At 36.7% G+C, this 18,542-nt stretch carries 22 protein-coding genes and 1 tRNA gene; 4 read left to right on the top strand and 19 right to left on the bottom strand.

The features are described from left to right. Position 1 precedes the first annotated feature (1 nt). The 10 genes from A9G24_RS11365 to A9G24_RS11320 form a co-directional block, all read right to left on the bottom strand. Positions 2-370, bottom strand: coding sequence for an HNH endonuclease signature motif containing protein (locus tag A9G24_RS11365; protein ID WP_065639114.1), 369 nt, complete (start codon positions 368-370; stop codon positions 2-4). 7 nt (positions 371-377) lie between these two features. Continuing rightward, entirely contained in the window at positions 378-677 is a 300-nt protein-coding gene (locus tag A9G24_RS11360) for a head-tail connector protein (protein ID WP_065639113.1), read from the bottom strand. Further along, positions 670-1,872: a phage portal protein gene (locus A9G24_RS11355; protein ID WP_065639112.1), complete on the bottom strand. Its 1,203-nt coding sequence runs from the start codon at positions 1,870-1,872 to the stop codon at positions 670-672. The genes A9G24_RS11360 and A9G24_RS11355 overlap by 8 nt, the downstream gene beginning before the upstream one ends. A gap of 2 nt (positions 1,873-1,874) precedes the next feature. Further along, positions 1,875-2,429 carry an HK97 family phage prohead protease gene (locus tag A9G24_RS11350; RefSeq protein ID WP_039128010.1) on the bottom strand — a complete coding sequence of 185 codons (555 nt, stop codon included), beginning with the start codon at positions 2,427-2,429 and terminating at the stop codon, positions 1,875-1,877. A 32-nt stretch (positions 2,430-2,461) separates the two neighbouring features. Continuing rightward, positions 2,462-3,619: a phage major capsid protein gene (locus A9G24_RS11345; protein WP_065639111.1), complete on the bottom strand. Its 1,158-nt coding sequence runs from the start codon at positions 3,617-3,619 to the stop codon at positions 2,462-2,464. Positions 3,620-3,846: 227 nt separating this feature from the next. Next, a complete protein-coding gene (locus A9G24_RS11340; RefSeq protein WP_065639110.1) occupies positions 3,847-4,107 on the bottom strand; it encodes a hypothetical protein in 261 nt (86 codons plus the stop codon). 13 nt (positions 4,108-4,120) lie between these two features. After that, entirely contained in the window at positions 4,121-6,553 is a 2,433-nt protein-coding gene (locus A9G24_RS11335; RefSeq protein WP_065639109.1) for a phage/plasmid primase, P4 family, read from the bottom strand. Position 6,554: 1 nt separating this feature from the next. Then, positions 6,555-6,761: a hypothetical protein gene (locus A9G24_RS11330; RefSeq protein ID WP_065639108.1), complete on the bottom strand. Its 207-nt coding sequence runs from the start codon at positions 6,759-6,761 to the stop codon at positions 6,555-6,557. Beyond that, positions 6,754-6,981: a hypothetical protein gene (locus tag A9G24_RS11325; protein WP_065639107.1), complete on the bottom strand. Its 228-nt coding sequence runs from the start codon at positions 6,979-6,981 to the stop codon at positions 6,754-6,756. The genes A9G24_RS11330 and A9G24_RS11325 overlap by 8 nt, the downstream gene beginning before the upstream one ends. Beyond that, entirely contained in the window at positions 6,974-7,615 is a 642-nt protein-coding gene (locus tag A9G24_RS11320; RefSeq protein WP_176701207.1) for a host cell division inhibitor Icd-like protein, read from the bottom strand. Before A9G24_RS11320 ends, A9G24_RS11325 begins: the two co-directional genes overlap by 8 nt. A gap of 79 nt (positions 7,616-7,694) precedes the next feature. Here A9G24_RS11320 and A9G24_RS12740 point away from each other — a divergent pair, with 79 nt between their 5' ends. Both A9G24_RS12740 and A9G24_RS11315 read left to right on the top strand, forming a co-directional pair. Further along, on the top strand, positions 7,695-7,862 hold the full coding sequence (locus tag A9G24_RS12740; RefSeq protein ID WP_176701138.1) for a hypothetical protein: 168 nt from the start codon (positions 7,695-7,697) through the stop codon (positions 7,860-7,862). A 3-nt stretch (positions 7,863-7,865) separates the two neighbouring features. Then, positions 7,866-8,033 (top strand): YlcI/YnfO family protein, encoded by a 168-nt coding sequence (locus A9G24_RS11315; protein WP_065639105.1) that lies wholly within the window; start codon positions 7,866-7,868, stop codon positions 8,031-8,033. A 191-nt stretch (positions 8,034-8,224) separates the two neighbouring features. Here the strand turns inward: A9G24_RS11315 and A9G24_RS11310 are convergent, their stop codons facing one another. The 6 genes from A9G24_RS11310 to A9G24_RS11285 form a co-directional block, all read right to left on the bottom strand. After that, on the bottom strand, positions 8,225-8,863 hold the full coding sequence (locus A9G24_RS11310) for a Rha family transcriptional regulator (RefSeq protein WP_176701206.1): 639 nt from the start codon (positions 8,861-8,863) through the stop codon (positions 8,225-8,227). 1 nt (position 8,864) lies between these two features. After that, entirely contained in the window at positions 8,865-9,152 is a 288-nt protein-coding gene (locus A9G24_RS11305; protein ID WP_065639104.1) for a helix-turn-helix transcriptional regulator, read from the bottom strand. Between the two features lie 10 nt (positions 9,153-9,162). Further along, positions 9,163-9,342 (bottom strand): helix-turn-helix transcriptional regulator, encoded by a 180-nt coding sequence (locus A9G24_RS11300; RefSeq protein ID WP_065569266.1) that lies wholly within the window; start codon positions 9,340-9,342, stop codon positions 9,163-9,165. Between the two features lie 102 nt (positions 9,343-9,444). Further along, positions 9,445-10,224 carry a hypothetical protein gene (locus A9G24_RS11295; protein ID WP_065639103.1) on the bottom strand — a complete coding sequence of 260 codons (780 nt, stop codon included), beginning with the start codon at positions 10,222-10,224 and terminating at the stop codon, positions 9,445-9,447. A 422-nt stretch (positions 10,225-10,646) separates the two neighbouring features. After that, a complete protein-coding gene (locus A9G24_RS11290) occupies positions 10,647-11,897 on the bottom strand; it encodes an integrase domain-containing protein (protein WP_065639102.1) in 1,251 nt (416 codons plus the stop codon). Between the two features lie 164 nt (positions 11,898-12,061). Beyond that, positions 12,062-12,133, bottom strand: a tRNA-Arg gene (locus tag A9G24_RS11285). A gap of 126 nt (positions 12,134-12,259) precedes the next feature. On the opposite strand from A9G24_RS11285, the gene A9G24_RS11280 reads away from it, so the two are divergent. Next, entirely contained in the window at positions 12,260-13,018 is a 759-nt protein-coding gene (locus A9G24_RS11280) for an MlaA family lipoprotein (protein ID WP_065639101.1), read from the top strand. A 119-nt stretch (positions 13,019-13,137) separates the two neighbouring features. On the opposite strand, the gene A9G24_RS11275 is transcribed toward A9G24_RS11280, so the two are convergent. Beyond that, the gene (locus tag A9G24_RS11275; protein WP_065639100.1) at positions 13,138-13,953 is read right to left on the bottom strand and encodes a TIGR03915 family putative DNA repair protein; all 816 of its coding nucleotides are present in this window, start codon (positions 13,951-13,953) and stop codon (positions 13,138-13,140) included. A gap of 3 nt (positions 13,954-13,956) precedes the next feature. Then, positions 13,957-15,222 carry a putative DNA modification/repair radical SAM protein gene (locus A9G24_RS11270; RefSeq protein WP_065639099.1) on the bottom strand — a complete coding sequence of 422 codons (1,266 nt, stop codon included), beginning with the start codon at positions 15,220-15,222 and terminating at the stop codon, positions 13,957-13,959. A 280-nt stretch (positions 15,223-15,502) separates the two neighbouring features. Here A9G24_RS11270 and fabB point away from each other — a divergent pair, with 280 nt between their 5' ends. Further along, positions 15,503-16,714: a beta-ketoacyl-ACP synthase I gene (fabB, locus tag A9G24_RS11265; protein ID WP_065639098.1), complete on the top strand. Its 1,212-nt coding sequence runs from the start codon at positions 15,503-15,505 to the stop codon at positions 16,712-16,714. Between the two features lie 583 nt (positions 16,715-17,297). Here fabB and A9G24_RS11260 read toward each other — a convergent pair. Continuing rightward, positions 17,298-18,053, bottom strand: a complete 756-nt coding sequence (locus tag A9G24_RS11260) for a hypothetical protein (protein ID WP_065639097.1) — start codon at positions 18,051-18,053, stop codon at positions 17,298-17,300. Between the last annotated feature and the right edge of the window lie 489 nt (positions 18,054-18,542).

Here is an 18,542-nt window from a genome sequence, read left to right as displayed (position 1 = left end):
CCTAGCGGTTAGCGCCATAACCTCGTTTATCTATTACTCTTGTCTTATAGCTATGACAATCACGGCATAATGGTTGATGATTACTTGCTTGCCAAAAGAGAGGATCACTTTGTCCATCCTCAACAGGTTTGATATGGTCTATCACAGTAGCAGGAGTAAGTAATCCTTTATCATTACACATCTTGCATAGTGGGTTATGCCTAAGGTACTCAGCTCGATATATTTGCCATCGATGATTATAGCCTCGTTGTGCTGCTGTTCCTCGTGCTTTATCTTGCTGTTTATCTCTTCTATGCTCATCACATCGCCCTGATTTAACACGGTTACGACAATTAGGATATGAACATCTTTTTAATGGTTGTATTGGCATCATTCACCTAATAGATAGCTGGGTCACGGTAAACGCTCCAAAGCATATCAACAGTATGGGGCACTTCCTTAATTGTTAAGTCGGCAATCGTTTCTCTATTGGCATATAAAGATCCAATATAAAGTAAACATCCTACTTTAATCGCTGGTGTAAATTCCAAGCCATTATCAAATCTTTTCCCTATATGCTTTTGACAAGCTTCTATTGCAGCATCAATATATAATTGTAATAGTGTATCTTCATCTATATCATCATAATCAATACGACAATGTGCTTTAACTTCATGTAAAGTAATCAAGTTATTCATTATCGATCTCCTTTTTCACTTCAACAGTTTGCTTCCATGCCTGACTAAATTCTTCGCCTCCCTCATAAGGAGGTAATCCCTCTTTTAGTCGTGCTTCATTAGGATTCATTACTCCTGATTTAATCGCAATGTTATAACTGTTAAAGCGATCTATCGGGCTAGTACGCATCAGATCGGATGTATCAAATTCAATTAAGTAACGGCTTTTATCTTGACTAACATCAATCATCAAGGCATCTTTTAATTGTTGTTCAAAGTTAGTTAGCCATGGTCTTAGCGTTAATGTTAAAAATGAGCGTGTAGCTTCTGAAAAGTTACTGTATGAGCTATGGGAATATTCTTGTATAAACATCGGGCTAATGTTAAAAATACGTGCAATATCTTCAATAGTAAACCGCCTGCTTTGCAACCACTCGGCATCTTGATTACTCATACCTAATTGCTCGTATTTCATACCGCCCTCAAGGATAGGCGTTTTCCCTGCATTTTTTGCCCCTTTATAACGCTCTAATGCGTTTAGGGCTTTTTTGCCTTTTGCGTCGTCCATCCATTCAGCCATAGAAACATAACCACTAGCCATTAAGCCATTTTTCATTACAGATGAGCCATGGCGTTGCTGCGCTAGCCCCAATCCTATTGCTTCACGGCAAATAGTTACAGGGGAACGCCCAATAAAGCCGTCATCACTCGCATAACGTAAATGTAATACTTCATCTTGTAAGTAATTTGTGACATTACCATCCTCATCAACAATGGAGTAAGCATAACGTCCATTACCTAATCTTTTTGGCGTAACAGCATAAGGTGGAAAGCTTTCAAGCCCACTAGGTCGCCCATCATTACCCCAATGAATGACCGCATAAGCATTACCACCTAATAAACAGTGGCGCATCATCGTGCGTTTAAACTGGTAAGGTGTCTGTTTGGTGTTTGGCATCTCATTTAGCAAATATTCAACAGGATGGCTTGATATGCGTTCACGTTCGCCTTTTTTGTTAAGCTTGTAGAGATAACACGGCATTGAGGCAACGGCTTCACTGATTACCGTGACCGCATTCATCACGGCAGGCAATGCCTCGGCTGAGCTAGGCGATACATATTCGCCCGAATTTGTATTAGGCAAGCCAAGGTAAGCGATTAACTCGTCAACCGTCATGCTTCGTTGCTCTTTCTTTTTACGGCTAAATAATCCCATGTTTATAACTCCATAAGGTCAAGCCATGCTTTACTTAAATCAGGCTGTAATTTTGTTTTAGCTTCAAGCATCGAGCGTTTAGCAATTTGAATATCACTTTCTTGGTAGGCGGGTATACTGGTGACCGTCACCTCAAATAATTCGGCTGCGCTGACAGTTCTTAAACAAGGCTCTTGATTAAAATCCCATGATTCTTGAGTAGCCATAAACCCAAACGACATACCTCGAATATCACCACGTCCAACACTGACAAGCAAATCACGCCCTAATTGAGTATCAGGTGGTGTAAGCTCAAACCTTAACCCAATATCATCCTCATTAAGAATTAATGTATTTGAAGTAGTACGACCTAATAAAGACTTCGGATCATGCTCAAATAAAGCACGAATATCAGGATTATTATTTAATGATTGGCTAAAAGCCCTAGGAGCGAATTGCTCATAAAAATCACCCCATATTAATTGCGATCGGCTGTTCCACTTAACCACATAACCCACTAGTTTAGTATCGTCTCGTGTTATTTCGGTGCTTCTAATTTCATATTGTTTCTTATCCATATCAACCTCAAAGGGGCATATAGCCCCTGTTATTATTTACCTGCTGATAGTTCTAAGATTTTGATAGCGTTAGAATCAACCAAACCACCGCCTAAATATTTATCGGTATGGACTTTATAGAATCCTGGCTCTGTGATATTGTCGGGTCTGGTTCTTACCCCTGTTTCATGATCAACAATGTAGTAACCCCGTTTAAAGTCACCCACCGCAACAACGGCACCCGTATCATTCATATTTTCTAAATAATGAACAGGTTTACCTAACAGCATATCAGGATCACCTGCTTTTAAACCATCACGCCAAATATAATCACCATTACCATTTTTAAGTTTTTGTAATGTTGCTGCAGTATTTGAGTTCATTACCCATACAGCATTTTTACGGTATTTCTTCTTAAGTTTGAAAAGTAAATCAATTAAACTATCTGCCGTGATTGCGGTAGTTGTCATCTTTTCTAGTGTGCCAAATGGACGCACTTTATCGGCTTGTGCTGCTTGCGGATAAGCAAGGAATCCTTTAGCTTTTTTAGTGCCATTACCATTAATTAAGTCTAATTCTTCGGTTTCGACAAAAGTATCTTTGATTTCATCGGTTAACCAACTTAAGACATCCAAATCACTAAAGTCTAAGATTTCTTGCGTTGTTTTAGGATAAGCATAAATCGGGTATAACTTGATTGATACTTCTTCAAGTTTTGGGGTAGCGGTTTCCGTTCTAGCTATTCCCTCTTCGCCGTGATTAACCGCTGCGCCACCTACAGATACCAGTTTTTTATATTCGTTTGAGCCGATTTTTTTAACCGTACAAATCGCACGCATTTCCGATTCATCCGATAACTGGCGCATGATTTCTTTATCTAACTCAGGAATAACCGTATAACCGCCGTCAGCAGGTACGCCAGTCGATAATGAACGGCTTTCCCCCGTGCGGATATAGTTGCGTAACTCTTCATTAGTGAGTTTTTTATCGACGGGCTTACCTTTATCCGCAAGGCTACGCTCTTCATTGGCTAAGGTTTCATAGTTAGCAATATCTGTATTGAGTTGCTCAACATCAGCCTTAATGGTATCAAATTGTGTTTTTTCCTCAGGGGTCATACTGCGGTTTTCTTGCTCTGCTTTGTCAAGCATTGAGCGCATTTCGGCTACTTTGGCCGCTTTTAATTGACGTAATTCAATCAGTTTTTTCATATCTATATTTACCTGTATTAATAAATTATTTACAGCGAGATATGAAAGGCTTTGAAAGTTGATAGTGGTTAAACTATAGAAGGTGCTGCGCTTTGGTTTTAGACTGCCATATCTGCGCTAATTAGTGGTTATTCTATTAACCCAAACAGCAGTCTAACAAAACAAAATAATATTGTTAATTCAATGAATTAGGTAAAATTAATCAGAAAGCATCAGAACAGAATTATCTAATCTTTATTTAATATTGGAGTATCGTCCAACTTGTCTCGGTATTTTTCTAAATGTTTAATCAATAAATTAAGTTGATCTTTATTTGTCGCTATGGGCTCATCTGATAAAACATGCCGAATAAAACCATGGGCATCACTATAAAAAAAAGCATTTTTGTTTAAGAGTTTTTCATATTCAGAATTTTTCATATCAGCAATAAAGTTAGTGATATCGTAATAGTCGTTATGGTCTTTAATGTCTTGTACTGTAATTGGCATGATTGCCTCCTATTTAATGTTTATTGTATTTATGGGTAAATCGGTTATGAAGTTCGTTATCAACCTCTAACGCAGCATCAGGGAACCAGTCATTACACTTATCATAATCAAGGTGTAAGTTAGTCCTGCGTCCCTCGCTATGCCTTGCTCTTATAATGACTTCTACATCATATTCTTTCATGGCTGATGGTAAAGCATTAACAAAGTTTCGAAGCGATAATGGATTTTTCAAGTTATTATTTTCGATAAAAGTAATATAGGCATGATATAAAAACCGCTTAAACTGTATCGGTGTCGAGTATTTACCTATCATCATTCCATCGGGTTTATCTGTAGCAAAAAGATAACTACAAAAATCAATCAGTGGGTTAGTTAATCGTTTCACTTCGATAGCCTCCGATGATTTTTGCTGTTTAATTAGTAATGATTTAGCCTTGCTATCATCCTTAAAATAGTTAAAGAGATGCCGAATAATAACGGATAACTCTGCGCTAATTTTATCTTTAAGGTTAGGATCTCTTTCGTTAGCAGGGACAGGCTCGCCAAAGTGAAAAATAACCCTGCGCCGTGAGATACCGCCATCATCATTACTAAATGTCATTGGGTTATTGTTAATCGCTAATATAACCCCCTGTATCTTAGTTGAATAAGGTTTCTTGTATTTTTCATCTATTGCCACCTCATCACCTCCAGTAATCGCCTTGATACCGTTACCCTCACCGATATATTTGGCTTGGTCAGGTAAGATGATTAATGATTGCCCAACAATAAGCGACCTTTCTCTTGGTTTTTCTAAGGCTTCCATATTTGCCGATACCGTATTATTCTTGCCTGCTAGCATGGTAGCAATCTCAGCAAAAACACTTTTACCGCTACCGCCTGCGCCTGTAACCTCTAAGAATAATTGCCAGTCATAACGATTGGCTAAAATCATGTATAGCGCAGCTTTTATCGCATCCATTTTGATTTTATCTTTTTTAGCTGAGCGTGATAACCACTGATAAAAATGTGGTGCATGACGTTCCAAGTTTTCATTAGATACACTATCAACGTAATCAACATTATTAATTGATTGTAACCAATGGCTTTTAGAATGAGGCTTAAAAGCACGAGCTTGTAAATCAAAAACGCCATTTTTAAACCCGATTAAATTTCTAGCTTGTTCACCTTTTAACGGTATCTGTAGTTTCATGGTATCAATGGTTGATTTAACCCCTTTTTCTGAATAATGCGCTTTTGCTTGCCTGAATAGCTGAACTAATTCACGCTTTAGATCCATTTCAGCAATCATCTGCCAAACATTATCCTTATACTGATAGACTTCATTAGTAAGCATATCTAAGGCAAGATTATTGTCATAGTGCTCTATAAGTACATCTGCTTTCTGGCTGGCTTGCATTTGCGATAAGTCGGGAACGGGATTATGGGCATTTTTCGTAATGCCAACGTCTTGGCTTTTACCTTGTAAGTTACATTCAGCTTTTTTGATATTGCTGTCAAATACCACTGTAGTTTTATTCATGCCATGTTGTTGCCTATAATCATCCCAATCACATTTATAATCTGTATCAGGAACGGAGTAATAACCATTTACCGCTTGGGCTGCCTCTATTGCTTTAGCTAAGCCCGTATTAGGGCTTTGACCAATATCGTTATCACCTGCAATAATGATTTTAGCGGTATGATTTAACTCACGAATGCCTTTAGCCACATGAATAAGATTGCCTGCGTCAATAGCGGATATAACAGTAGACTGCTGGCGGAATTCCGCTATCGATATCCCTGTAGCCAAACCCTCACAGATAATAATTTCATTATGTGTGAGCAAATTTGTGCACACCTCGGCAGGTCTGCTCAATATTGAGCGCACTAATATAAAAGCACTTTTCTTATTTGAGCCTTTCATTAAGTGCTTACTGCCGTCAGGTTCGATAAATTGGCCACCTGCGTATTCATTATGAAGATTCAGCATGGGCACAAAAATGCGCCCGTTATCTAACAAGGGTAAATCAAAGGTTAATCCTTTCTTGGTCAGGTATTGAGATTGCCCTAATGTTGCTTTAGATAGCAAATACTCGACCTTTTTACATACGGGATTATCTGGTATGTTATCATTATGTAATTGTTCGGAATCTATTTTCCTAAATGCGAGATTTTCCCGTATTTTGTTATTCTGATTAGACAGATTTAAACACTCCACTACTTTACTCGATGCTTCTTTAGCGTCGCATTGATAATAGTTTTTGATAAGCTCTAAGCCGTCACCACTACCACACTGGTTACAAATGTAAGTACCTCTACCATTTTGGTTATCAAATCTAAATCTATCTTTACCGCCACAGACAGGGCAAGGGCAATGCTTGCCATTACCCACTTCAATACCTAATGATTGAAAGATATAATCCCATTTACCTATAGCTTGGGTTGTAATTTCATTGATTTTCATCTTATAACCCCTTGCGTTCGGTTTCGCTTCTAAATAGCTTTTTAGAATCACTAATCAAGTCTGATATGGCATCAAGGGCATAAGCTCGTAACTCATCATTAATTGGCATATCAGAATCACAATCACCCATTAAAAGCGTGGTGATAGCGTTAGCTTGTCCTAGTTTTGCATTGATAGTATTAATTGCGTCCAGTGAGATATTAGCCATTATTCTTATCCTCCGTTAATCCGCACCCTTGTAACTCATCAAAAGCTTGCTCTACTAAATCAACGATAGCCCACAGTAAATTACTCATATCGGTTTGTTCGATAAAAGGCTCGTCATATCCTGCGCACTTATAGTTAGTATTATCTAAGGCAATTTTAGCCATGCTCCGAACTTGAATAAGTTTAGATTCAACATTACAAATTAACTGATCATTATTCATGGCTGTAACCTCCAAAGCTTCTGGCTCTTTCAATAACTGGATATAAGCGAATTCTGGCAATAAAGATAAGGGATGATTTGCCTAGGCTCTTGCGTGCTTGGCGTTCGGTTGTTGCCGTTGTTTGGACTACTTGAGCCGTTGATAGGTCATAGAATTTATATAGTTTTTGATTGGATATAACAGGGGTAGGGATAGTAGTCATAGTGACAGCCTCCAAGTAATGATTTACATAACCACCGCTAGAGGTTCCAATCTCGTTGGCGGTGACGTTAGCAGGGTTGGAACTACTGGTTACTTGGTGACCCAGCCATCCTTTCGGATGCCCCACTAACGCCACCATAGAAGAAATATTGATAAATAGGTGTGCGCAAGCATTGACACAAAAAAAGACGCTTTGGGCGTCATGTGTCGCCAAGTAACTGTTCAGGGTTCCAATCCTGACCTTAGATTTTGCTAAGGCGTTATCAATATAGCCCGAATGATTGAGATTGTGCAAGTGTTTTTTACTTGATTTATATAGTTTGGGTTGTCTTGCGCATAGGTGTACGCTATCATAGCGGTTAGCCATAATCATTACCTCGTTTAATGTTATTGTGGTTAGATGCCTCGATAGTGTTCCCGCACTTCGGGACATTGCTTTTTTTAGTATGTGACAGTAACATGTCATCACACATAAATACATTACCACTAACGTAATAGAGGTGTCAATACACATGTCAGAAAAAAGACGAGGTAATCCTCCATTCCAATTTAGACTAGATCCTGAGTTACGTCTTGCCATGGAAAAAGCACAAAAAGAAGATGGCGACGAATCACTTGCTGGTTGGATGAAAAGAGTAATCCGAAAAGAATTACAATCACGAGGAATAGAGGTTAAATAACCAATGCAAGAAAAAAAAGATAAGAAAAAAACAGATCGTTCTAACAGTACAAGAAAAATTATAAGGTTCGAAGATGATCTACTTGAACAAATTAACCAACAAGCCAAGAAAGATGGTGAATCTTTTTCTGGTTGGGTCAAAACTGCTTGTAAAATGAGATTGAATAAATAATTAAAATCCTTTCGAACGCTTCCGAAATCTACCCAATTTTTTAGCTCTGCGTTATTATAAGAACGTGCTTTAAATGCGTGACGCTTTGGCACAATCTCAATGCATCTAATTATATCTACTGTCATTGAAAATTCCTTATTAATTGATTTTAATGTTTGAATAAAGGCAACTGTAACAGGTTGCCTTTTTTATTACCGAACATGAGTAATCCCACCGTTGGGACTAATTAAATTAGCAAGAGCATTAAACCGTCTACTCACTTCTCTAATTGCTTCTGTCGGTGAATCGATTTCTTTAAATACGGATGTTTCAATCTGTTGTAAACAAATCAACATACCTAATTGAACTTCATCAGCATTTTGTCGCTCACCAGTAGATAAACCAATCATTTTATTTTCAGCTCTAGCAAGGTTTATATAGTGATGTTTTTCTACTCCTTGCATGGTTGATAATGAATCTCGGCTTTCATGGTAATAGGCTAATGATTCACGTTTTACGGCTTCACGCTTACGACTAGCAGCAAAGGCTTTGGTTACATCTAATTTAAATCTAACAATATCTTTATGATTCTTACCTCTGATTAACCGAGATATAAAATCAAATTGAATTTCATTTAGTAATACATATTTACTTTTACTTGCACCCGTTCGGTGTTTGCACGTTTCGATTTGAAATGGAAGCGTGCCTAATTCCCGAAGCTCACTTTTATTTTTATTAACTAAAGACATCAAACTCAAATGTTTAATTCCCATTTTTTCAGCTACCAAACGGCTATCAATACGAACCTCTTTAGATTGAACTAATTCAATATCACCTTGCTTAATAATCATCTTAGTAGCTCCCATTAGCAAACCCTCGGCGTTTAGTCGGTTGATTTATCTTTGCTACTGCTGGAGGGTTGTCTATCCAGTGAAGTAATTCCACTAATGACCAACCGCAAGAATTAGCTCCTAACGATTTTCTTAATGGATATTTACCTTCTTTCTCAAGTTGCCAAGCAGTAGAACGGGCGATACTTGTAATTTTGTATCGTTCATTTTCACGAACAAGACGATCATATTGGATACCGTATTTATCCCTAATTGCTTTGTGTTGTTCTAATGTGATTGAATATGACATTGAAAGCCCCTTACTGTACTCGGTTGCTTTCTAAATAGGTTTTAACTTCGGCCATATCGTAAACTACTCGACGCTTGCCAACTTTAATACCTTTGGGGAAATTTGGATCGTAGCGTAATGTATTCTTAGCACAACCTAAGATTAACGCCAGTTCATCAAGGGAATAATATTTAGGAGTATTTAACTGCATTTCTTACCTCATTAAGTTCATTTGTGTTTAACTTAATGAGGAGTTTAGAGAGTATTTTATTATTTTTTGTGAATTTACATTTTAGGTTGTGAGTTCACAAAATCATTTTAAATCTAATTCGATTTTATTTACCCAATCTCGAACAATGTCCCCTGAAGGTAAATTATTTACTAATCCATATTTAATGAAATCTTCCCTAATTGTACCTATTTCACCTTTTACATTATTACAAGAATCTTTATTAATTTCTTGTCGAGGATTTTCAGCTACATCTTCTCCATAGTGGATATAAAGTAATGCTTTAATGAATGCCAATTGTTTTGATGTAGGTTTTTTCTCATTCGAACCAAATTTATCTAACATATTTTTTAGAGATAAATTTTCTAATTCATTTTCGTTCAATTTTTTGTTTAATTCTGATATCTTATCGTTAGCTTGCTTTAATTTAATATCCATCTTATTTTTTTCTGCTAACAATACATTATAAGTTTCTAATGTGATTCCTGAATGATAGCTCTTTTCTATATCATCAAATAAAAAACCAGGTTTTTGATTAGGATAATATTTAGTCATCCACTCTTTTAAATCTGTATGTGTTACAGTTATTCTATGTCTAGCTACTTGTTCACCTGCATTTACATTTTTACCATCTCGTCCATAAGGAATCTGACCATTCATAGCTGCATATAATATCTTTTCTGCGTTTACAGCTAGGCAAGGCCACTGCGGGAACATATTTGCTGGCGGAATATAATATTCATTCATAGTGGATAATATGTAACTTTCTTGAGCCATAAGATTACACCATCTAATAGCCGCTTCAATGGGCCTATAATAAGCTTTTTCAAGTGAATTACAGCTATATGAGTCGTAAGTATTCATTTGCCCCCCAAACAATAACCCTAATGAAGAAGTTACGCCAGTTCGTTAGGGTTACGAATGTTCAGGAGCTACCCTAGGCGTAACTAATTTAATTTACTGAATATATTTAAATATAATTATACCACCACTGGATAAAATTACATGTTTTTTTAATATTGCTTTTTAGAGAAATCTGGCTATCCAAAGGAAAGGCTCTCATTTAGAAATCAGTACAGATTTAGAATCAAACCTAATGACATAATTTAATGTTATATCTGTTATTATTATCTTTTAATAACACTTAAAAAAATATATATAAATCAATTATATTATGTTATTAGTGTTGTTAGTGTTATTAAAAATAATATATAAAGTATATTCCTATATAAGAGGCAATAAAAAACCAGTCTAGTTGACTGGCTTAATATATGGCTATGGCAAAACTAATCATTAACGGTTTTCAAAGCATTACTCCCTGATAAAGACACATTCCCTTGGCTTGCTTGCTCTACAAAATCACCCCACCATTGCATCATATCTCTCCTTTTATCTAGGTAGTTAGCTCGGTTATAAATAGCTCTGATTGCGTTTCTGTCCACATGAGCTAATGAAACTTCAATAAGGTCATAATCAAAGCCATGCTCATTTAAAGCTGTAGATGCTAATGACCTAAACCCATGAGCAACTAACTCACCTTTAAAGCCCATTCTTTTAAGAGACATGTTTATTGTTTCTTTGTTCATTGGTTTGTTATAGGGTGATTTTAGTGTCGGGAAAACAAATTTAGTATGACCACTAATAGGCTTCATTATTTCCAGTAGGTTTATGGCTTGTTTGCACAATGGTATGAGATGATCACGTCTCATTTTCATCTTTTCAGCGGGTATTATCCATAGTTTATTATCTAGATCTATTTCTTCCCACAAAGCACTTACTGCCTCACTTGGTCTTGTGATAGTCAATAATTGCCATTCTATTAAGCATCTGGTTTGTAATTCTATATTAGCCAAAGAAAGGGCTTTCATTACTCTTGGTAATTCTGACGGCGGTAATGATGGTTGGTTTTTAGTTATAGGCGTTTTAAAAACTGTACTCATTCTGACCACAGGGTTAATATCAATAATATCTTGTGTAACAGCGTAATCCATAATTCGATTTATTCGCTGAATAATACGCCTAACTGTATCTAATTTCCCTGCGCTTTCTAATGGTCTCAAAACAGGAATAAAATCTTTTGCTTTAAGTTGATTTATAGGAATATCACCTAGCGCAGGATAAATATAGTTTTCTAATGAGCTTTTAATAATGCTTATAGTGTTATTGGTGAAACCTTTTGATTTCTGCAATTCGATCCATTTATCTGATATTTTTTTAAAAGTATTATTATTTTCTATTACTGATTGTTCTATTAATGATTTTCTTCGTTCTTGTGGATCTATACCTTGGCTTACTAATGTTCTATATTCTTCTCGTCTTTGCCTAGCCTGCTGTAATGTAACTTCAGGATAACTACCAAAACTAACCAAAGCCCTATTATTGGACACTGGATTAATATAATTAAATCGCCATATCTTTGAGCCAGTCACTTTGATGAGTATATATAATCCATTACCATCGGACAAAGTGTAATCCTTATCTTTTGGTTTGGCTGTTTTAATTTGAGTATCATTTAAAGGTTTTATTATCTTTGCCATGTTATACGTTTTTAAGTTATATCCGAGCGTATAACATAACATATAACATAAAAATTTGAATTTTGCTAAATCTTATTGAATTTAGATGAACCATGAAATCATTATAAAGCTTGTTTCTATTGGGATTTTTGAACGTTTTTGAATTTTATTGAACGGTATAATTTCGACCCCAGCAGGAATCGAACCTGCAACTAGCCCTTAGGAGGGGCTTGTTATATCCATTTAACTATGAGGTCATTGGAGTGCGTATTCTAATAAATTTGAAAAGATAATGCCATTTAAATAACGAAAAATTTTCTATTTTTAGTAATCATGATACAATCGCCTCATCTTTAACCTCATTACTTTTAATCAAAGGTACTATGAAAAAACGAATAGTTGGTATGATGTTTTCGGTAATGGCTCTCACAGGTTGCGCCACTTATCAGTCCGAAAGCAATTCCTATAGTGATCCGTTATCTGGCTTTAACAAAACCATGTTTAATGTTAACTACTATGCGCTTGATCCTTATATTTTGCGCCCTACGGCAGTCGCTTGGAAAGATTACGTTCCTTCCCCTGTTCGTACAGGTGTGGTTAACTTTTCCTCTAACCTTTCTGAACCCGCTTCAATGGTGAACAACTTATTACAAGGCGATGTTCATAAAGCTGGCACGCATTTAGCACGATTCTTTTTAAATACCGTTTTCGGTTTTGCGGGTTTGATGGATGTTGCTAGCATGTCAGATCCTCAATTACAAAAAGGTGGCAAACGGAGTTTTGGCGATGTTCTAGGTCATTACGAAGTGCCTTATGGTCCTTATGTTGTGCTACCGTTTTATGGATCAGCAACGTTAAGAAACGAAGGTGGTAGCCTAGTTGACTCTCTTTATCCACCGCTTGTTTGGTTAGATTGGCAGTGGGCTTTAGTGCGTGGTATGTTTGACGGTATTGAAGCGCGTGCTGTTGCGATCGAGTATGAAGATTTAATTAAAAATAGCGATGACCCTTATAACTTTATGCGTAACGCTTACTTCCAACGTAATGACTTTGTAGCATCGGGTGGTAAAGTGGATGAAAGCAAGCAAAAACAACGTGAAGAATCGATTAATGATGTTATTAATGATATCGATTCACAATAGCTTTAATTAAATTATGCTGCTATGTTAAATCAAGTTAATAAATAAACCGTCATTAATTGGCGGTTTATTTATGGTCTTTTATTTATGATGACGCTAATTAGTCACTTTTATTTGCCTATCTATTTTGATATTGGTTTCATTTCTGGCAGATAATGCCAAAATCGGCTTGGCATTTGTTGCCGTTGTAATTTAGGATTGATGCGTTCTTTGATGGTTAACGCATTGCAATAGCGTAACCACATGGTTTGAAATAGTGCTTCGTCTTCGGTTAGATAATGTTGATTAACTTGGCTGTTAATAATCAAATCATCTTTATTAATAAGCGAAACTGGTTCAATACTGTGTAAATTATAAATATAACCATATTCACGCTTTTCGTCATATATTGCCCATTTTTGATCGGCAAAACGTTCTTTAAAAAATTTAAGCACCAACGGCAAAACATTATAAATAGGTCCAATAATCGAAAAATAAATTTTATCTTCCCTATCGTTACGCTCAACAACATCTTTAACAGGATTATTAATCGCATTAAAGCGTACAAATTGCATCACACGATGCCGTTCTCGGCTCACTTTTTTAGCAATATCATGCACAGTTAGCACATCTTGATCGGCAAAATCAGTTTCGATTGATTTAGATGATTTAAATACCTTACAAATGTAACGAAAAACAATTAAATCACTTTCGGAAAGTTCCGATAGCCAAACATACATCAAATGACGAAGCGCAACTTTGCTAATCTTGTTAATTAATGCTACGCGTACTCGTTCATATTTTGCATCACAAAATTCAACATAATGCCTATCTGACACTAACAACGGTTCGACCTGCCCTGTGGTTAATAAGCATTCAGGCATTTTTTTGAGTTTAAAAGCATCAAACACTGCACAAAGCAAGCTTTCAAAGCTCTTATCATAATAAAATGCTAACATGATTTACCATCCCATCACTAATTGTTGTGGAATATTTGTCTGTTTATCTTCTAGCAAAGGTGGTTCTTGCAACGATAGTCGGATATATTCGGCCGATGAGTTGAGTAATTTGAATTTTCTCATTTCATGACAAACAATAAAAAATTGTGCACGTTTTAAAACAACGCCAATGCGTTTAAGCGCGTCAAGAGTAAGCTTTCGATGACTCCTTGCCATCACAATTAACTTGGCAGACTTAACTCCAATACCTGGCACTCGTAATATTTGTTGATAACTATCACGATTAACATCAACCGGAAAAAACTGCGGATTACGGATTGCCCAAGCCAATTTAGGATCGACCGTTAAATCCAGATCGGGATATTGGTCATTAACAATTTCATCGACATTAAAATCATAAAAACGCAATAACCAATCGGCTTGATATAAACGGTTTTCACGCACTCTTGGTACTTCTTGCACAACAGGCAGCCGTTTGTCGTAACCATTTACCGGAATAAATCCCGAATAATAAACTCGCTTCATACTTGGTCGTTTATAAAGTTTGGCGGTTAATTGCAAAATTTGCTTATCCGACTCATCTGTCGCACCAATAATAACTTGAGTACTTTGCCCAGCAGGTACAAATTTGGGCGTAGCTCGAAATTTTTTGCGATCTTCAATATTTTCTATCAAATTTTGATGAATTTGCCGCATAGGTTGATAGATGCTTTGATGATCTTTATCGGGCGCAAGTAATTTAAGGTTTTCTTCGGTTGGAATTTCTAAATTAACACTCATCCTATCAACTAATAAACCAGCTTGATTAATTAGATCGTTACTCGCACCGGGGATCGCTTTCATATGTATATAGCCATTAAAGCCATGTTCATCACGCAAAATTTTTACCACTCTAATCATTCTTTCCATAGTATGATCTGGACTTCTAACAATCCCCGAACTGATAAATAAGCCTTCGATATAATTACGGCGATAAAATTCAATGGTCAAATTGGCCAGCTCACGCGGGGTAAAGCCCGCTCTTGGAATATCATTACTTTGCCGGTTAATACAATAGGCGCAATCAAACATGCAATAATTTGTCAGCATAATTTTAAGTAACGAAACACACCTTCCATCGGCAGTAAAAGTATGGCAAATACCAGATTTATGTGCATTACCGATACCTTTAGCTTTATTACTTCTTGATGCACCACTCGACGAGCAAGAAATATCATATTTTGCTGATTCGGCTAATATTTCAAGTTTGGTTATCATTTTTTCGGACATATTTAACTTACCAAAACACTGTTTATTTATACAGTTTACAGCAATCATATAAAGCTTGGCAAGCAAATATTGCAGACTAAAACAACCATCATCTATGCCGCTTTTAGCAACTTTTTATAAGGTTATATTTGATTTAATTGCTTTATCTATATAAATATTCAAGTCAATATCAAAAGATCAAAATAAAAACACAGCAAGGTATTGTTCAGCTTACAACTGTACGCTATAATCAACGCACTTTTTTTGTATGAAGCCAGATAACTTAGGAGCTAAATAGTAAATGAAACGTGTTGTTATTACAGGGTTAGGAATTCTTTCAAGTATTGGGAATAATACTAAAGAAGTTTTAGAATCACTAAAAATTGGTCGTAGCGGTATTACCTTTTCCCAAGAAATGAAAGATAGCGGAATGCGTAGCCATGTATGCGGGAATGTCAAACTCGACACGACAGGACTGATTGATCGCAAAGTTGTTCGCTTCATGAATGATGCTTCTATTTATGGTTATCTAGCTTTACAACAAGCCATTGAAGATGCAAAATTGACTCCGGAACAAGTCTCTAACCCTCGCACTGGTTTAATTGCTGGTTATGGTGGCTCAACCAAAACACAATACAATGTCGTTGCTGGCATGAAAGAAAAAGGCCTACGTGGTGTTGGTCCTTATGCTGTAACCAAATCAATGTCATCGGCGATTTCGGCTTGTTTAGCAACCCCATTTAAAATCAAAGGGATTAGCTACTCAATGACATCTGCTTGTGCAACATCGGTTCACTGTATTGGTCACGCTGCCGAACTGATTCAACTTGGCAAGCAAGACATCGTTTTTGCCGGTGGTGGCGAAGAGCTTTGCTGGGAAATGTCATGCGAATTCGATGCCATGGGAGCTTTATCAACCAAATATAACGACAACCCAGAAAAAGCATCACGCGCTTATGATAAAAACCGTGATGGATTTGTTATTGCAGGTGGTGCCGGTATGGTTGTTGTTGAAGAATTAGAACATGCCCTTGCTCGTGGTGCTCATATTTATGGCGAACTTGTTGGCTATGGTGCAACATCAGACGGGCATGATATGGTTGCCCCATCAGGCGAAGGTGCAATGCGTTGTATGCAACTTGCTATTCAAGATTTAGATGTCCCGGTTGATTACATCAACACCCACGGCACATCAACCCCAGTGGGTGATGTCAAAGAGTTATGGGCAATCAAACAAGTATTTGGTGATAATATTCCAGCGATTTCATCAACCAAATCAATGACAGGTCACTCATTAAGTGCAACTGGTGCACAAGAGCTTATTTATTCATTATTAATGTTAGAACATGGTTTTATTACGCCAAGTATTAATATTGATGAACTTGATGATGCAGCAATTAGTATGAACATTATTACTGAACCAACCGAACGTGAACTTACTACAGTCATGTCAAATAGCTTTGGCTTTGGTGGTACAAATGCCTCAATTGTCATGAAAAAATACAAGGGTTAATAAGCAAATTTAATTGATACCAATCAATAAAAAACCGTTCCATTGAGAACGGTTTTTTATTAACGCAGTTAGATGTTAAACAATCTTGCAAGAGCTTGCTTAGTTACTGAATCAAAAACTTAAAACAGTGAAAGCCACTATCACTATTTTAACTACTTAAGCAATTATTAATCGTTATAACTGTTATACCCTCCCTGATCAGTTGTCGGCGCATTTTGATGCCAGATTAATAACGGTATTGACTCTTGGGTATTGTAAAAATTGAGATACCTTTTCAATAAAATCAATGAATTACAGCCTAATTTCTGTTTATTATTGCGGTGGTTTTATTTTTTAATGGCTTGTCCTTAATGAGTACGATAAACCTAACTGCGTCCTAAGTATTAAGAACTAAAAGCTAAGGAGTGACACAAACTCCATAGTAGACAAAGTATAAAGGAACATCGCTATATATTGTCCCACTGCTAGAGGCCACAGTAACGAATTGGGGAATTCCTATAGAGCTACTCCAGTAACCAGAATTTATAAATCGTGAACTGTAATATTCACCAATGCTGCCCCACTCCGCAAATAATCCTCCCCCCTATTCGACGCTGGTAATAATTACCACTTGATGACGGCGTAGCACCAACAGCACCTGCACAACGACGGGGCCATCCCTACTCATAGTACAGACGGCGTTAGTAAGGTTCTGTGATTTTGGAAAACGATAGCCTAAGTTACTACACCAAAGTGATTGTTTATCAGGGGATTCGTCGTGTATCCATCGATTGACGAACCACTTCTGCAAAACAAAGCCATATTTTACTATCTCATTACCATGATTATCTCTACCCACTAACTCAAAGGTCTGTGGTAATCTTGGCACGGTAATTCGAGTAGGCTTGGCAATGTTTATTTGCGCCTGTGCTTCTGGACCTGTCAGAATAACGCGAGTCACCACATCCGGAGGAGTAGGAGGCCAAGTCGGTGGTCTTTCAATCCAATGATCTGTCGCGGATACCCTTTTCACGGTAGCAGTTATTCCCTCATGCGTGACTGGTGCCCATGTCAATTCACTTTCATCAACGTTATCCATCAGTAAATCAAAATATAATCCATTAGCTCCCGTGGTTGGAAAATTCAGGGCGTATGATGCAGGATCAATTGATTGAACAAAGAATCCTTTTTTCAGTTGCCACATATCAGCAGGGCCGGCGAAATTCCGTCGCCAAGCATTGTCGTCAGTACTACCCCAAAACGGATTAGGTCTTACAAAGTTGATAACTGGTGATGGTAATATTATTGCATCACTACAATTATTTACCTCTCGGCTATTTTTAGCTCCCAATGCCAGCAAATTCCATTAAGACGACAATAATAATAGTAGTAGTACCAACGCTAGCAAGAATTTTCGGAATAATTTCGAAGAGATAAATGAGTGTCGTGCAAAAACTCGGCGAATAGGATTATTTGATAAATTTAAGACATCGGTTTGCCAGTGTCTGGTGTCTAAAATGATAATACACCACGGTTCACTATTAAAATAAATTATTGTTTTATTTGAATTTTATTGTTGTGACAGCTTATTAAATAAGCTGTTTTCAATAATTGATGAAATAATAACCGCTTTTAAAAAGCTTGGCTAGTTTTTTTGGGATATTTTTGATTTATCAGCTTACAACAAAAAACAATATTGTATGAATTTGTTTCATGTGTGAAAAAATTTAATTTCGATATTAAACCTTTATCGAAGGTTAAGTTTAACTTGACAAGATTTCATGAAACTAAGTCCGATACTAATGAAAAGGATAATTCCAATGTAAAACTGGAACTATACTATGAACGC

It is taken from the genome of Gilliamella sp. App6-5, from assembly GCF_001690525.1.
Classification (GTDB): domain Bacteria; phylum Pseudomonadota; class Gammaproteobacteria; order Enterobacterales; family Orbaceae; genus Gilliamella; species Gilliamella apicola_H.
The sequence above is the reverse complement of the archived record's forward strand: the minus strand, read 5'-3'. Positions and strand labels throughout refer to the sequence as shown.

Excerpts from the sequence above, each read along its gene's own strand:
- A9G24_RS11365 (WP_065639114.1), bottom strand. The coding sequence starts at position 370 with ATGCCAATACAACCATTAAAAAGATGTTCATATCCTAATTGTCGTAAC.
- A9G24_RS11360 (WP_065639113.1), bottom strand. The coding sequence starts at position 677 with ATGAATAACTTGATTACTTTACATGAAGTTAAAGCACATTGTCGTATT.
- A9G24_RS11355 (WP_065639112.1), bottom strand. The coding sequence starts at position 1,872 with ATGGGATTATTTAGCCGTAAAAAGAAAGAGCAACGAAGCATGACGGTT.
- A9G24_RS11350 (WP_039128010.1), bottom strand. The coding sequence starts at position 2,429 with ATGGATAAGAAACAATATGAAATTAGAAGCACCGAAATAACACGAGAC.
- A9G24_RS11345 (WP_065639111.1), bottom strand. The coding sequence starts at position 3,619 with ATGAAAAAACTGATTGAATTACGTCAATTAAAAGCGGCCAAAGTAGCC.
- A9G24_RS11340 (WP_065639110.1), bottom strand. The coding sequence starts at position 4,107 with ATGCCAATTACAGTACAAGACATTAAAGACCATAACGACTATTACGAT.
- A9G24_RS11335 (WP_065639109.1), bottom strand. The coding sequence starts at position 6,553 with ATGAAAATCAATGAAATTACAACCCAAGCTATAGGTAAATGGGATTAT.
- A9G24_RS11330 (WP_065639108.1), bottom strand. The coding sequence starts at position 6,761 with ATGGCTAATATCTCACTGGACGCAATTAATACTATCAATGCAAAACTA.
- A9G24_RS11325 (WP_065639107.1), bottom strand. The coding sequence starts at position 6,981 with ATGAATAATGATCAGTTAATTTGTAATGTTGAATCTAAACTTATTCAA.
- A9G24_RS11320 (WP_176701207.1), bottom strand. The coding sequence starts at position 7,615 with ATGTCCCGAAGTGCGGGAACACTATCGAGGCATCTAACCACAATAACA.
- A9G24_RS12740 (WP_176701138.1), top strand. The coding sequence starts at position 7,695 with ATGTCAGAAAAAAGACGAGGTAATCCTCCATTCCAATTTAGACTAGAT.
- A9G24_RS11315 (WP_065639105.1), top strand. The coding sequence starts at position 7,866 with ATGCAAGAAAAAAAAGATAAGAAAAAAACAGATCGTTCTAACAGTACA.
- A9G24_RS11310 (WP_176701206.1), bottom strand. The coding sequence starts at position 8,863 with ATGATTATTAAGCAAGGTGATATTGAATTAGTTCAATCTAAAGAGGTT.
- A9G24_RS11305 (WP_065639104.1), bottom strand. The coding sequence starts at position 9,152 with ATGTCATATTCAATCACATTAGAACAACACAAAGCAATTAGGGATAAA.
- A9G24_RS11300 (WP_065569266.1), bottom strand. The coding sequence starts at position 9,342 with ATGCAGTTAAATACTCCTAAATATTATTCCCTTGATGAACTGGCGTTA.
- A9G24_RS11295 (WP_065639103.1), bottom strand. The coding sequence starts at position 10,224 with ATGAATACTTACGACTCATATAGCTGTAATTCACTTGAAAAAGCTTAT.
- A9G24_RS11290 (WP_065639102.1), bottom strand. The coding sequence starts at position 11,897 with ATGGCAAAGATAATAAAACCTTTAAATGATACTCAAATTAAAACAGCC.
- A9G24_RS11280 (WP_065639101.1), top strand. The coding sequence starts at position 12,260 with ATGAAAAAACGAATAGTTGGTATGATGTTTTCGGTAATGGCTCTCACA.
- A9G24_RS11275 (WP_065639100.1), bottom strand. The coding sequence starts at position 13,953 with ATGTTAGCATTTTATTATGATAAGAGCTTTGAAAGCTTGCTTTGTGCA.
- A9G24_RS11270 (WP_065639099.1), bottom strand. The coding sequence starts at position 15,222 with ATGTCCGAAAAAATGATAACCAAACTTGAAATATTAGCCGAATCAGCA.
- fabB (WP_065639098.1), top strand. The coding sequence starts at position 15,503 with ATGAAACGTGTTGTTATTACAGGGTTAGGAATTCTTTCAAGTATTGGG.